Below are 15,419 nucleotides of genomic sequence, written 5' to 3'. Positions count from 1 at the left end.
TAATACATAAAAAACGCCATTATTTCACTTTAAATAATGGCGTTTTTGGTGTTACTCGAAATGGCTTATTTGGCGCTGTTATTGCTACTTTTACGATGACGAATATACATCACAATAGAGCCAATTAAACCGGCAGTTAATAGTAATACTGGTAATGTCATAAGAATATTCATCACCAATGTTTCATGTTTTTGAATAAAAGGGATCAGGTTCAGTATATAACCTAATGAGACAATAAGACCGACCCATAAGAAGCCACTAATCCAGTTAAATAGTTGGAAGCGACGTTGTTGTAATTCAGATAAACCGGCCAAAGTTGGTAGTAATGTACGTACAAAACCGATAAAACGGCCAATTAATAGTGCGTACAGGCCTCGACGATGGAAAAGATCATTGGCTTTATGGTGATATTGTTCGGGTAATTGAGCCATCCAACGTTTGACCACTTTAGTATCACTTAGCCAGCGGCCTTGCAGAAATCCAAGCCAGCTACCAATACTCGCGGCAGTACCTAACACAATAATGGTTGGCAAGAAATGTAAAACATCTTTGGCAATTAATGCACCACAGAGAATTAATAATGTATCGCCGGGTAGAAATGCGGCAGGTAGAACCCCATTTTCCAGCATAATAATAACAAAAAGAACAATATAAATAATCCACAAAATATTTGGATCAGCTAGCACCATATAATCATGTTGCAGTAGCGCGTGAATTATCTCTTTTAATGTATCCATTCGGCGAACTCGCATCACAAAAAAACTATATGAGAGCTATTCTAACGTAAAAAGAAGATGATCGTTTGATTTAATCCCTGTGAAACCACAGGGATAGCTTTTTTTTAATAAAAAAAGAGATGAATTAGTTAGAAATACGTAAAAATGCTTGCTCTAGATCTTCAATTAAATCATCAATATTTTCTAAGCCGATATGTACTCTAAATAAGGTTCCTGCGAGAGTGGGCTGAGTGTCATATTGTCGCATCGCTTTAATATCATTGGGATGATAGCCTAAAATAAGAGATTCAAATCCACCCCATGAAAAGGCCATTTTAAACAGGGATAAGTTATCAAGAAAACGTGAAAATTCCTCAGTGGTGAGGATCTTTTTTAGACTAAAAGAGAACAACCCATTACTTCCAGTAAAATCACGTTGAAAATAGGTGTGCCCCGGACAAGAAGAGAGTGCTGGATGGTAGACATTATCCACTAGCGGGTGCTGTTTTAACCAACGCGCAATTTCTAATCCACTTTGCTCATGTTGTTTCATTCTAACTGCTAAGGTTCTTAAACCACGAGCTGCCATATAAGCTGTATCCGGATCTGCGCACTGGCCTAATAAATACGTGTTTTCACGTAATTGTGGCCAACAACGTTGATTAGCAACAGCAAAACCTAACATACCATCTGAGTGACCAATAATATATTTGGTCGCTGATTGGATAGAAATATCAGCACCTAAAGTAAGAGGTTTAAGTAATAAACCTGCTGCCCACGTATTATCAATCATTATAATAATATTTGGGTTATAGTGTCTTACCGCAGTGATAATACCTTGTAAATCTTGCACTTCCATCGTAATAGAGCCGGGTGATTCTAGAAAAACAATTTTTGTTTCAGGGCGTAATAATTGACTAATTTCAGTGCCGATTAAGGGATCAAAGTAGGTTGTGGTGACAGAAAATTTACTTAATATCTGATCACAAAAATTTTGCGTGGGATCGTAAGCGGAACCAGTCACAAGGATATGACAACCTTGTTCAATAAACGCAAGAATAGATTGAGTAATAGCCGCCGCACCTGATGGAAATAATGCGCAACCGGTCCCTTGTTCTAGTTCGGTTAGTGCCTCTTGTAGTGCAAAATGCGTGGTAGTACCTCTTCGCCCATAAAATAGAGCGCCTTCAGCTCGTTTTTGGGTGGCTTCACGTTTTTGGGCAACCGTATCAAAAATAACCGATGAAGTTCGCTGTATAATAGGGTTTACTGCGCCTTGTGAATATTTTTTTGATCGACCACTTAATAGCAGTGAGGTTTCTGGTTTTTTTTGCGTCATCCTTTATACCTACTTGTTATGTAATGATGTGTTTACCTCAAGTTAATGCATTTTTTACTGAAGTACAAAAGAGGATCGCGACAGTTGATAAAATTTCACGTTATATGAAATAACGAAAAATTGTCTTAAAAATCGACAAATGAAAAAAAAATGGCTAAATAGTAATGATAATTACTATCAAAATGCTTCATGTTTGATATCATCTGAGCGTTTCTCTTTTTCCTGATGGCAACAGGATGATTGTAAATAAACGATTTTGGGTAAGTAGTGAAATAGAAACTTCATTACTGAATAGATAATTAGATAAGAAAGAGAGTAAAAGGCCAACTGATGCGTAATTTGACAGCTTCTATTATATTGGCAATCGGTCTGACAGGCTCTGCTTTTGCGGATACGACACCGGCTAAGCAAACTGAGCAACCTGCGACTACGGCCACTTCTTCAACCGCTTCTACACAGGGAACGGCGACTACAACGATTGCACCAACAGCAGAAAATACGGCAACGCCAACGGGGGAAGCAGCCAAAACGGCAACTTTTGAAACACCAGTGGCAGAAGAGAATACATCGACGAGTACAGGAGATGCTGCACAGACAGCTCTAGAGCCAGAAAATGCCACGCAAGGTGCGACACCTGAAATCGTCACTGGAGGGGGATTTGCTGAAGATCTCTCTGTTATGGGAATGTATCGCAATGCAGATCTCGTGGTAAAAAGTGTCATGATCGGTTTGCTACTCGCCTCTATTGTCACTTGGGCGCTGTTCTTTGCTAAAGGTAGCTACTTATTAGCATTACGTCGTCGTTTAAGAAATGAAAGTGCGCAATTAGTAGAAGCGAAATCCCTCAAAGAGGCATTAGCGATTAGCCAAAAATTTGGCAATAAAAGTGCGACAGCCGTCTTTTTTAATGATGCTGAATTAGAGCGTACTTACTCTCAAGATAGTCACGTTGCATCTGGTATTAAAGAGCGTGTTGAGATGCGCATGGAGCGTCGTGTCGCCGCTATTATTCGTGAATTAGGACGTGGTAATGGTTATTTAGCGACCATTGGGGCAATTTCTCCTTTTATCGGTTTGTTTGGTACGGTTTGGGGGATCATGAATAGCTTTATTGGTATTGCGCATTCTCAAACTACCAACTTAGCGGTGGTTGCCCCCGGTATCGCAGAAGCATTATTAGCAACCGCCATCGGCTTGATTGCAGCTATCCCTGCGGTCATTATTTACAATATTTTTGCACGTATGATTTCCGGTTATCGTGGTGAAATTGGCGATATTGCAACAGGTGTAGTGACCTTAGTCAGTCGTGACTTAGATATTGAAAACAGCAAATCAAGGTAATGAATTATGGCAATGAATCTTGGTAATGATTCAGGTGAAGATAATGAATTGCATGATATTAACGTCACACCTTTTATTGATGTGATGTTAGTATTGCTGATTATCTTCATGGTAGCAGCCCCCTTAGCGACGGTTGATATTAAAGTCAATTTACCTGCTTCGAGTGCCAAGCCTCAACCTCGGCCAGAAAAACCTGTTTATTTGACGATTAAATCAGATAAACAGATTTTTATCGGTGAAGAGATGGTAACTCATGAGACGATGGCCAGTGTCTTGGATTCTATGACGCAGTCGAATAAAGAAACGACTATCTTTTTCCAAGCCGATAAAACGGTCGATTATGAAACTTTAATGGGGGCAATGGACTCATTAAGGAAGGCGGGATACCTCAAAGTAGGGCTAGTGGGGATGGAAACCGTATCATCGGGTAACTAATTTTTTACTCATATTATACTTAAAAATATCAGCACTCTATCAGTCATATTGCAATGATTAATAGAGTGCTTTTTTTATTCACCAAAGATATAAATATGGTTATCTTTTTGTACTATTTATTTTTCTAGTATATTAATAGTTGCGCTAAAATAAAATTTAGCTTTAGTGTTAAATGTTGTTAATCGTCTTTAGATTAAATTTTGTATAGCAGTATTAATTAAATTACTTAAGTGATTATGTGCTGAATCAATTAATAATAAGTAGATACTATTATTAAAGTTCCAATAGTATCAATATTCGTTAACTATTCATATTTTTTCACTTTTTATTTGATAAATATTTTTGTTCTTATGGTAAATATAACTATAACCACATGATTAATAATGTTTTTATTGCTATTTGGTTTAAGTGTAAAAAAACTTGCGCAAAAAATTCTATTGGATATAATGCATCCCAAGTTACAAATTGAAACATGTTGTAACCTGTAACAACGCCTAATTTATTTATTATCTAAGTTTCCGTTTTGGTTACTTACTTTTTTTATTACACCAGGTAGATCGTTGTTTTCAGTCATTCAATTACTGATAAGTTGATTTTATTTACTTATCTATACTGCAACGGATATTTTTGTCGGTTGTGAGTAAAATATAAAGAGAAAGGCAGAGAACTACACATAGCATTTTTATTATTTTAATAAATTTAAAAGCCATAGTACTTCGCGGTACTATGGCTTTTTGTTTTATTACGCAGCAAATGTGTGTTTCATCTTGTCGAGAGCCCGCTTATACCATCGGTTGTTTTCTATCTATCTATCTATCTATCTATGCAAGTCCTGCTACACCAACAAATTGTTAACATTCTTCGCGAGGCGTTTTTAGATTTTGTGGCACATTTTTCTGCTATTGTGCCAAAAACACATTATTACTTTGTCTTTGTCAGTATCAAGCATCAATTTGCTACCAATATTTAACATCAAAATTGAGTTAGCGTTATCCAACTAGCAAAATCGCAATGTTATAAAATAACCATTAGTAATAATTTCAAAATAATATTAATTAGCTATTGTGGAGTATTTCTGGGAGATAACCACCGGTTGTTATAATGGATTACTTATCTAACAAGTCGTTTTTACGACACTAAATTGTTATTCCAAAAACGAATATACTTATAACTATATGAAAAATTATGAGAAAAACAGGTTGATTACTGGTTAAAATATAGACGGTTTAAGTATTGATTACGATAAAGTCATCAATAAAGATCGTAATGAAGATAACTTTGTTGATTAATCAATCTAGTAATGAAATTAGAGATATTAATGTAATTATTTATTATTTATAAAATCCAGTTTTTAACAATTTATATAATGTAATACAAAGGTTGATAATATGAAAATAACCATCATATTTATAATTAAAAAAATATATTAAGTTATTTCTAATAATGTGGGTTGAAAATTAGAAATAATAAATTATTATTTTTGTATTATTTTAAATATATTGTCTTATAAATTGATTGTTTTTTGTGTTTTCTGTATCTGTTTGATTTTAAATGATTTGTATTATTTTTAATTAGCTCATTTTTTGATAATAAGAATTATTACTACTTATTTTATCATTACTATATAAAGAATAATTAATTTTAAATTGACCATATATATTAAAAATCCATCTTAAACATTAAATAGCTGAAACGTTTTTTCTCGCATAAAAGAATAATTTATTTTTTAATGAATTATCGCTTGATAATGATCAAGTCATTATTGTGTCGGAGTGTTAAAAAGGCGGTGTTTTAAAATTATTCCAATTAAAAATCATCATATCAGGAGAGATATATGGCCTTGGGGAATAATGTTTTTTCCCAACATGGTATTAACCGACGCGATTTTATGAAATTGTGCGCAGCGTTATCAGCTACCATGGGATTAAGCGGCAAAGCAGCCGCGCAAATGTCACAAGCAATGACATCACCTGAACGTCCACCTGTTATTTGGATTGGTGCTCAAGAGTGTACAGGTTGTACGGAATCTTTATTACGTGCGACTCACCCAACACTTGAAAACCTTGTTCTGGATGTTATCGCACTTGAATATCACGAAGTGCTCTCTTCCGCTTTTGGTTATCAAGCAGAAGAAAACAAACATAATGCGATGGAGAAATACAAAGGTAAATACGTCCTTGTTGTCGACGGTTCTATCCCTGACAAAGATGGCGGTATTTACTGTATGGTGGCAGGCAAACCTATTCTTGAGCATATCAAAGAAGCCGCTGAAGGTGCGGCGGCAATTATTGCTATCGGTTCTTGTTCTGCATGGGGTGGTGTACCAGCTTCTGGAGGTAACCCTACTGGCGCTAAATCACTGGAAGCTATTTTACCGGGTAAAACAGTTATCAATATTCCAGGGTGTCCACCAAACCCACATAACTTCTTAGCTACAGTTGCACATATTATTACCTTTAATTCATTACCTAAGTTAGATAGCAAAAACAGACCGCTATTTGCATATGAGCGTCTAATACATGAAAACTGTGAACGCCGTCCTCATTTTGATGCGGGTCGTTTTGCTAAAGAATTTGGTGATGAAGGACACCGCCAAGGCTGGTGTTTATACCATTTAGGTTGTAAAGGACCTGAAACTTACGGTAACTGCCCAACATTAGAATTTTGCGATATTGGTGGAGGAATTTGGCCTGTTGGTATTGGTCACCCTTGCTATGGCTGTAATGAAGAGGGTGTCGGGTTTACGAAAGGTATTTTCCAACTTGCGAATGTTTATCAGCCAACACCAAAAGCACAAGTACCCGATGTTAACGCCAAAGAAGGTGGTGGTGTTTCTTATGGTGCAGCAGGCTTATTAGGTGCAGTTGTTGGTGCTGTTGCTGGGGTAAGTGTGATGGCTGTGCGTCAATTAGGCCGTGACAAAAATACCACAGGAGCCTCACAGGAGGATAAACGGTGAATAGGCGTCATTTCTTTAAGCTGGCATCAGGTGGGGTTCTCCTTGCGGGAATGGCACCCACTGCGAGTCATGCTGCGGCGCAGAACCGTCCTCCAATTCCTGGGGCTCTCGGTATGCTCTATGACTCTACACTCTGTGTAGGCTGTCAAGCATGTGTGACAAAATGTCAGGAAATTAATCATCCGGAACCCATGGAGCGTGGTGATACTTATGCTAATGGTGATCCGATCTGGTCAAACAATGACAAACTAAGTCCTTACACAAATAACATTATTCAAATTTGGCGTGATGGAACAGGTGAAAATAAAGATCAACTGGAAAACGGTTATGCCTTTATTAAGAAACAATGTATGCATTGCGTTGATGCTAACTGTGTTTCTGTGTGTCCTGTTTCAGCGTTAACCAAAGATCCGAAAACCGGTATTGTGCATTATCATGCAGATATCTGTACAGGTTGTCGTTACTGTATGGTGGGTTGTCCTTATAACATTCCTAAATACGATTATGATGATCCCTTCGGTAAGCTTTATAAATGTGAACTATGTAACCAAAAAGGGGTAGAGCGCTTAGATAAAGGCTTATTACCCGGCTGTGTTGAGGTTTGTCCAACAGGTGCTGTGATTTTTGGTACTCGTGAAGAGTTGCTTGAAGAAGCAAAACGCCGGTTAGCGAAAAAAGCGGGTGAAGAATATCACTATCCACGCCAAACCATTAATGGTGGCGATACTTATCTACATAAGATCCCAGAATATCAAGATCATATCTATGGTGAGTTTGAAGGTGGTGGTACGCAGGTGATGGTACTTTCCGCGGTGCCTTTTGAAAACCTAGGTATGCCAGAAGTGGCTCCATTATCAACGGGTGCGCGTTCTGAACATATTCAACATACGCTGTATAAAGGTATGGTTTTACCAATAGCAGCGCTTGCGGGCATTACTTATTTGGTTAACCGTAATAGTAAAAAACAAGAGCAGGAACACCATAAGGAGGATAACGATGTCGAGTCATGATCCTCGTCCACTTGGCGGTAAGTTATTTACTTTAGCTGTTAGAGTGTTTTTACCGCTTGCTGTGCTTGGTTTTATTCTTATTGGTAAGCGTTTGGTATTGGGTCTTGGGGATGTTTCCGATCTAAATGGCGGTTATCCTTGGGGTATTTGGATAGCCTTTGACTTACTTATCGGAACAGGCTTTGCGTGTGGTGGTTGGGCACTGGCATGGGCTGTTTATGTTTGTAATAAAGGTGAATTTCATCCCTTAGTACGTCCTGCATTATTAGCGAGCTTGTTCGGCTATTCGTTAGGTGGATTATCCATAGCAATCGATATTGGTCGTTACTGGAACATGCCTCACTTCTTTATGCCTCAATACTTTAACGTTAACTCCGTATTGTTTGAAACAGCAACTTGTATGACCATCTACATTATGGTGATGGCATTAGAGTTTTTACCTGCACTACTGGAACGTTTAGGTTGGAAAGTTTCGTTAAGACGCCTTAATAAAGCGATGTTCTTTATTATTGGTCTAGGCGCCTTATTGCCAACCATGCACCAATCCTCCATGGGATCATTAATGATTTCGGCAGGTTGGAAGGTGCATCCTCTGTGGCAATCTTATGAAATGCTACCGCTGTTCTCTTTATTAACCGCCTTTATCCTCGGTTTCACTATTGTTATTTTTGAAGGTTCTTTATTAAAAGCGAGCCGTACTATTAATGACGATGAAACACCGCTATTTACCAAGTTAACTAAAATCATAGAAGTACTTCTGATCACCTTCTTGGTATTACGTTGGGGTGAAGTGATCTGGAACGGTAAGCTGAGTTATATCGCTAAAGGGGATATGTTCTCTTGGTTATTCCTTGCAGAAAGTGCCTTGTTGTTTATTCCTCTGGTATTGATGCACCTGAAAAATAATCGTCGTAGCCCAAGAATGTTATTTGTCTGCGCATTATTTATGTTAGTGGGTGCGGCAATGTGGCGTATGAACTATTCATTAGTCGCTTATAACCCAGGCAACGGCTATCACTATTTCCCAACTGCAAGTGAGTTGTTGATTTCTATTGGCTTCGTTGCATTCGAAGTTACTGCTTACATTCTTATTATCCGTTTACTGCCGGTACTACCAGCACAAACAGAGTCAAATATACAATTAAAAAAGGCTGAGGTTAAATCATGAGCCAACGCATTACTATTGATCCTATTACCCGTATTGAAGGGCATTTACGCGTCGACTGTGAAATCGATAACGGAAAAGTCGTTAAAGCTTGGTCTTCCGGTACTATGTGGCGTGGAATGGAGGAGATCCTAAAAGGAAGCGATCCTCGTGATGCATGGATTATTGTGCAACGCATTTGTGGTGTTTGTACAACGGTTCACGCAATAGCCTCAGTACGTGCTGTAGAAGATGCCTTAGGGATGGATATTCCGGTTAATGCTCAGTATATCCGTAACTTAATTCTGGCTTCTCACATTATTCATGACCATATCGTCCATTTCTATCAGTTGTCTGCGATGGATTGGGTTGATATTACGGCAGCATTACAGGCAGATCCTGAAAAAGCCTCAGCGATGCTTAAAGGGGTTTCTCAATGGCAATTGAACTCTGCTGAAGAGTTCAGAAAAGTGCAGAAGAAAATTCAAGATTTGGTTGATAGCGGTCAGTTAGGTATTTTCGCTAATGGTTACTGGGGTCACTCAGCCATGAAATTACCTCCTGAAGTTAACTTGATTGCGGTAGCCCACTATCTACAAGCATTGGAATGCCAGCGCGATGCAAACCGCATTGTTGCCGTGTTAGGGGGTAAAACACCGCATATTCAAAACTTAGCGGTGGGCGGTGTTGCTAACCCAATTAACCTTGATGCACCGAATGTTCTCAATTTAGAACGTTTAATGTATGTAAAACACTTTATTGATAACTTGGGTGATTTTATTGAACAAGTTTATAAAGTGGATACTGCTATTTTTGCTGCTTATTATCCAGAGTGGTTAAAAATCGGTAAAGGGGCTAATTACTACTTATCTGTGCCTGAATTGCCTATTAATGGCAATAATACTGAGTTTTTACTCTCAGGTGGCTATATGAAAGGCGTTGATTTTTCTACTTATCGTCCAATTAAAGATTGGAAAGATCAAAACCTGAAAGACGGCATCGAAGAGAGTGGTAAACACGCATGGTATGAAGATGATGAACCATTAAAACCATGGGAAGGTTTAACTCGTCCTAAATACACCGGTTGGGATGAAAATAATAAATACTCATGGGTTAAGTCACCCACATTTTACGGTAAACCTGTAGAAGTAGGTACTTTAGCATGGTTAGTGTGTGGTTTAGCGGGTAAACATGAAGGCACAGTAAAACACTATAACGAAGTTAATCAGATCTACACCAAATTAACCGGTCAAACCTTGGTGACAGAGCAGTTAGAGTCAACTTGGGGACGCATTATTGGTCGTACCGTTCATGCTTGTGTATTACAAGATTCGCTTAACTTCTTATGGCAATCACTGGTTGATAATATTGGCCGTGGAGATACTGCTTCCTTTATTAAACCTGAGTTTGAGCCGGGTAAAGAGTATCGTGGCGTCGGTTTTGAAGAGGCTTCGCGCGGTATGCTATCTCACTGGATAGTCTTTAAAGATGGCAAAATCACAAACTATCAGGCTGTTGTTCCTTCAACATGGAATGCGGGTCCTCGTAACTTTAATGATGAACCGGGTCCTTATGAGTTATCACTAGTGGGAACGCCGGTGGCTGATCCTAACAAACCTCTGGAAGTGGTAAGAACCATTCACTCTTTCGACCCATGTATGGCTTGTGCTGTGCATATGGTTGATTTAACAGGTAAAGAATTAAGTAAGGTGAAGGTATTGTAATGCGTACACTTGTCTTAGGTATTGGTAATTTATTACTAAGCGATGAAGGCATTGGTGTTCGTATCGTAGAAGCGCTCGAAGAGCGCTTCTCTTTACCGGAGAACGTCGATGTTATTGATGGTGGCACATCAGGCATGGAAATTTTGCAAGATATTGCTGCAAGAGATTTATTGATTGTTGCTGATGCAGTAAGAAGCCAGCACGAGCCGGGCAGTATCTTTGTATTACATGATGATGATGTACCTGCATTATTTACCCAGAAAATTTCACCGCATCAACTCGGGCTATCGGATGTATTAATGGCTTTACGTATGACTGATGAATTTCCTCGCAAACTGATTTTAGTGGGTATTGAACCTGCTTCATTAGCGCCAAGTATGTCATTGTCAGATATTGGTCAGCAATCGATGGAAATAGCACTTGAACAAGTGGTTAATATTTTGCGTGAACATGGGATCACCGTAACCCCTAAAGAGGTAACAGCATGAGTGAATTAAATTGGGATATCACGGGATACGATGAACCACCTATTGAATTACTTGAAAGCAGTTTTCGAGAGATTGCCAAAAAAGAGATGCAAGCATTGCCTTTTTATAGAGAAAATATTCCCGTAAAAGCAGGGGGATTTACTTTATTTGAAAAGCAATGGATTGGAACAATTTTAACGCCTTGGATGCTAGAGCTTATTGTGTTGCCCGGGCCATCACAAGAGTGGCCAAGACGTAAAATTGGTGAGCGTATCGCCTTAGCGCTTCCTTGTGGTCAGGTTAAATTTGTCGTTGGTGAACTTGCTAATGGTGCTCAATATCTGGCTTGTTCATTAATGTCGCCACTTGATCGCCATTTACAAGGTGAGCAGGCGGTTGAGTTAGCAGAAAACAGTGCAAAAATGGCTCTTTCTCTTCCTGTTCAGACACAATCCGTCACAGAAGTTGATTTAAGTCGGCGTTCCCTGTTTCGTGGTCAGTTAAGATCATAATGTAGAACGTTTACGCGACACCGAGTCAAATTCTTCTTATTGAATAGTCAGGAGTCAGAATATGTGTAGCACTTGCGGTTGTGGTGAAGGTAATGTCAGCATTGAAGGTGTAGCGCCTCATTCACACGATCACCACCATCACTCTCACGACCATGATCATCACGACCATGGCCATCACCATCACGGTCATCACCATCATCATGGGCATGATCATCATCATGAACACAATGCTACTCCAGCGAATACTGTTCATAAATATATTGATAAGTCTGAGCAAAAGCATAAGCACAATTACGAAACTCATGGTCAGCCTATCATTATTCATCATCACCATTACCATAATAGTGGCGATGTTCATCTCCATTTTTATCATGATGCACAGCAAAATGAAGCCCAAGTGTTCCATGAGCATCATCATGGGCATGACGATCATCATGCACATTCTCATGAACATACTCATAGCCATGAACATGAACATAGCCATGATCACGAACATAGCCATGAACACGAAGAACAATTTAGTCCAGTTATTGATAATGACAACATGCATTATGGGCAAGGGGAAGCTGGTACTCATGCTCCCGGAATTAGCCAAAAACGAATGTTAAAAATTGAGATGGATGTACTGGATAAAAATAATCGAATTGCCGTTCATAATCGTGAACATTTTGCCCAGCAAAATGTATTGGCGCTGAATTTAGTTTCAAGTCCCGGCTCCGGTAAAACAACGTTGCTAACTCAAACGTTAAAACAGCTAACGCAACGTGTACCTTGTGCGGTGATTGAAGGTGATCAGCAAACGACGAATGATGCTGATCGTATTCGTGAAACCGGGGTTGCTGCTATTCAAGTCAATACGGGTAAAGGTTGTCACCTTGATGCACAAATGGTGCATGATGCTACCCATCAATTAGGTTTAAAAGACAACAGTATTCTCTTTATTGAAAATGTTGGCAATCTGGTTTGCCCTGCCAGTTTTGATCTGGGTGAAAAACATAAAGTGGCTATCCTTTCGGTAACGGAAGGGGAAGATAAACCATTAAAATATCCGCATATGTTTGCCGCTGCAGATCTGATGATTATCAATAAAATTGATTTAGTGCCACATCTTAATATTGATGTGCAAGCGTGCATTGAATCAGCGCGTCGCGTCAATCCTAATATTGAGATCATTGCATTATCTGCGACAACTGGCGAAGGTATGGAAGAGTGGTTAGCTTGGTTGGAGAGCCGTTTATGTGCTTAGGTGTTCCTGCCAAGATAGTTGAGGTGGGCGATGACGTCCACCAACTCGCTTATGCTGAAGTCAGTGGCGTAAAACGTGCCGTCAATATCTCTATGGTTTGTGAGGGTGACCCGTCAGAGTTATTAGATAAGTGGGTGCTTATTCATGTTGGATTTGCCATGAGTATTCTTGATGAACAAGAAGCTCAAGATACTCTGGATGCATTACAACATGTATATGGTGTTACCCTTGAAGAGGCTGATGATGCAATACGTTGATGAATTTCGTGATCCCGAATTGGCCAAAGCATTATTAGCTCAAATACGTGAAACTATTTCACAATGGCCTCATCCCATCACTCGCCCATTACAGATTATGGAAGTGTGTGGCGGACATACGCATGCCATTTTTAAATTTGGTCTCGACCGCTTATTACCACAAGAGATTGAGTTTGTTCATGGTCCCGGTTGCCCGGTATGTGTGTTACCTATGGGGCGCATTGATGCTTGCTTAGAAATTGCAGCCCGTCCAGAGGTCATTTTCTGTACTTTCGGTGATGCGATGCGGGTGCCCGGTCGTCATGGTTCAATGCTTGATGCTCGTCGTCGCGGTAGTGATATCCGTATTGTTTACTCACCGCTTGATTCATTAAAAATTGCGCAAGATAATCCTGATAAACAAGTGGTATTTTTTGGCTTAGGTTTTGAAACTACCATGCCAAGTACGGCGATGACGCTGCAACAAGCGAAATTACGTGGACTGAAAAATTTTTCGCTATTTTGTCAGCACATTACTATCGTACCGACTTTACGTTGCTTATTAGAGCAAGAAGATGTACGTATTGATGGTTTTATTGCCCCCGGTCATGTCAGTATGGTGATTGGCTGCACGCCTTATCAACCTTTATGTGATGAATTTGAAAAACCCTTTGTGGTGACAGGTTTTGAACCGTTGGATTTATTACAAGCTATACTGATGGTAGTAAAACAGCTTAAAGCAAAAGCTGAGAATGCAGATTATGTTTTAAGTATTGAAAATCAATATAGTCGTATTGTCCCTAATGAAGGCAATAAACTTGCGCAAAAAGCATTGAAAGATGTTTTTATGCTAAAAGAGAGCAGTGAATGGCGTGGACTTGGGGAGATCCCTATGTCTGGTATTCAACTAACACCCGCTTACGCTGAGTTTGACGCTGAACGACGTTTTACACCAGCACCACAACAAGTGGCTGATAATCCACAATCACGCTGTGGCGATGTATTAACCGGACGATGCAAACCTTCTGATTGCCCATTATTTGGTAAAAGTTGTACACCAGAAACGGCATTAGGTGCCTTAATGGTGTCATCAGAAGGTGCATGTGCGGCTTATTATCAGTATCGCCGTGAAGGTAATATATGAAACAACCTGATGAAATCACCTTAGCTCAAGGAAATGGTGGGCAAGGTATGCAACAACTTATCGAAGGGCTATTTTTGAAAGCATTCGATAATCCATTATTGAATGAAAAAGAAGATCAGGCTCGTATTGCATTAGCCGATCTCACAGCACAGGGCGATCGTCTGGCATTTAGTACCGACAGTTATGTGATTGATCCGATCATTTTCCCAGGTGGAAATATTGGTAAATTATCTGTTTGCGGAACCGCGAACGATCTTTCTGTAGGTGGGGCTGTACCTCGCTATCTCTCTTGTGGTTTTATTTTAGAAGAGGGACTTGCTTTTGAAACGCTAGAAACATTGGTGATGGCGATGGCAAAAGCCGCACAACAAGCAGGTATTCAGATTGTAACGGGGGATACCAAAGTGGTTCCTCGTGGTGCTGCGGATAAGATCTTCATTAATACTGCGGGTATTGGGGTGATCCCAAGTAAAATTGATTGGGCAGCAAGTCACATTAAAGCCGGCGATAAGATCATCGTCAGCGGTACAATAGGCGATCATGGTGCCACTATCTTAAATTTACGTGAAAATTTAGGATTGGAAGCTGATCTGCAAAGTGACTGTGCCGTGCTTGAACCAATGATCGCGCCTTTACGTCAAATTGATGGTATTCGTGCATTACGTGATGCAACTCGTGGTGGCGTGACCGCTATTTTACATGAGTTTTCTCAAGCCTGTGGCTGTGGCATGAATGTATATGAAAACAAACTGCCAATGAAACAGTCTGTACGTGGTGTGTGTGAATTATTAGGGCTGGAAGCACTCAATTTTGCTAACGAAGGTAAAATTGTATTAGTCGTGTCACCGCAAGCAGAAAAACAAGTTCTTGAGGCTTTGCATCAACATACTTTAGGTCAAGATGCTTGTACCATTGGTGAAGTAACTGAAGAGCGTTATATTCGTTTAACGGGAATTTTTGGCACAAGTCGTATTTTAGATCTCCCTTATAACGAGCCATTACCCCGTATTTGTTAATTAAATCAAATCACTCAACTGATCTTTTAAATACTCATAAGTTATTTCTCTGTTACAGAAGTTTGTTATAACGCAAACTTCTGTCATTTATCTTAATTCTGATCCTTTGATAAAAATATTTTTGGAGTAA

The 15,419-nt window shown here is 39.4% G+C and carries 14 protein-coding genes; 12 read left to right on the top strand and 2 right to left on the bottom strand.

Annotated elements, in window-relative coordinates:
- Positions 1-65: 65 nt before the first annotated feature.
- Positions 66-737, bottom strand: a complete 672-nt coding sequence (locus tag HMPREF0693_RS09990) for a DedA family protein (RefSeq protein ID WP_004245191.1) — start codon at positions 735-737, stop codon at positions 66-68.
- 124 nt (positions 738-861) lie between these two features.
- Positions 862-2,055, bottom strand: coding sequence for a cystathionine beta-lyase (gene metC, locus HMPREF0693_RS09985; protein ID WP_004245190.1), 1,194 nt, complete (start codon positions 2,053-2,055; stop codon positions 862-864).
- Positions 2,056-2,385: 330 nt separating this feature from the next.
- On the opposite strand from metC, the gene exbB reads away from it, so the two are divergent.
- From exbB to hypE, 12 genes are all read left to right on the top strand, one after another.
- On the top strand, positions 2,386-3,396 hold the full coding sequence (gene exbB / locus HMPREF0693_RS09980) for a tonB-system energizer ExbB (protein ID WP_004245189.1): 1,011 nt from the start codon (positions 2,386-2,388) through the stop codon (positions 3,394-3,396).
- Positions 3,397-3,402: 6 nt separating this feature from the next.
- Entirely contained in the window at positions 3,403-3,831 is a 429-nt protein-coding gene (gene exbD, locus HMPREF0693_RS09975) for a TonB system transport protein ExbD (protein ID WP_004245188.1), read from the top strand.
- Between the two features lie 1,834 nt (positions 3,832-5,665).
- Positions 5,666-6,790, top strand: a complete 1,125-nt coding sequence (gene hybO, locus HMPREF0693_RS09970) for a hydrogenase 2 small subunit (protein ID WP_004245185.1) — start codon at positions 5,666-5,668, stop codon at positions 6,788-6,790.
- Positions 6,787-7,800, top strand: a complete 1,014-nt coding sequence (hybA, locus tag HMPREF0693_RS09965; protein WP_004245184.1) for a hydrogenase 2 operon protein HybA — start codon at positions 6,787-6,789, stop codon at positions 7,798-7,800. The genes hybO and hybA overlap by 4 nt, the downstream gene beginning before the upstream one ends.
- Positions 7,787-8,968, top strand: a complete 1,182-nt coding sequence (hybB, locus tag HMPREF0693_RS09960) for a Ni/Fe-hydrogenase cytochrome b subunit (protein ID WP_004245183.1) — start codon at positions 7,787-7,789, stop codon at positions 8,966-8,968. Before hybA ends, hybB begins: the two co-directional genes overlap by 14 nt.
- Positions 8,965-10,668, top strand: coding sequence for a hydrogenase 2 large subunit (gene hybC / locus HMPREF0693_RS09955; RefSeq protein ID WP_004245182.1), 1,704 nt, complete (start codon positions 8,965-8,967; stop codon positions 10,666-10,668). Before hybB ends, hybC begins: the two co-directional genes overlap by 4 nt.
- A complete protein-coding gene (locus HMPREF0693_RS09950) occupies positions 10,668-11,156 on the top strand; it encodes a HyaD/HybD family hydrogenase maturation endopeptidase (RefSeq protein WP_004245181.1) in 489 nt (162 codons plus the stop codon). The genes hybC and HMPREF0693_RS09950 overlap by 1 nt, the downstream gene beginning before the upstream one ends.
- Positions 11,153-11,647, top strand: coding sequence for a hydrogenase-2 assembly chaperone (hybE, locus tag HMPREF0693_RS09945; protein ID WP_004245180.1), 495 nt, complete (start codon positions 11,153-11,155; stop codon positions 11,645-11,647). Before HMPREF0693_RS09950 ends, hybE begins: the two co-directional genes overlap by 4 nt.
- 61 nt (positions 11,648-11,708) lie before the next feature.
- Entirely contained in the window at positions 11,709-12,893 is a 1,185-nt protein-coding gene (gene hypB / locus HMPREF0693_RS09940; RefSeq protein ID WP_004245179.1) for a hydrogenase nickel incorporation protein HypB, read from the top strand.
- Positions 12,884-13,150: a hydrogenase maturation factor HybG gene (hybG, locus tag HMPREF0693_RS09935; protein ID WP_004245178.1), complete on the top strand. Its 267-nt coding sequence runs from the start codon at positions 12,884-12,886 to the stop codon at positions 13,148-13,150. The genes hypB and hybG overlap by 10 nt, the downstream gene beginning before the upstream one ends.
- Positions 13,137-14,273 (top strand): hydrogenase formation protein HypD, encoded by a 1,137-nt coding sequence (gene hypD, locus HMPREF0693_RS09930; RefSeq protein WP_004248992.1) that lies wholly within the window; start codon positions 13,137-13,139, stop codon positions 14,271-14,273. The genes hybG and hypD overlap by 14 nt, the downstream gene beginning before the upstream one ends.
- Entirely contained in the window at positions 14,270-15,289 is a 1,020-nt protein-coding gene (gene hypE, locus HMPREF0693_RS09925; protein ID WP_004245176.1) for a hydrogenase expression/formation protein HypE, read from the top strand. The genes hypD and hypE overlap by 4 nt, the downstream gene beginning before the upstream one ends.
- Positions 15,290-15,419: the final 130 nt, after the last annotated feature.

Source organism: Proteus mirabilis ATCC 29906 (assembly GCF_000160755.1).
Lineage (GTDB): Bacteria > Pseudomonadota > Gammaproteobacteria > Enterobacterales > Enterobacteriaceae > Proteus > Proteus mirabilis.
This window is presented reverse-complemented; position numbering and strand designations above follow the sequence as displayed.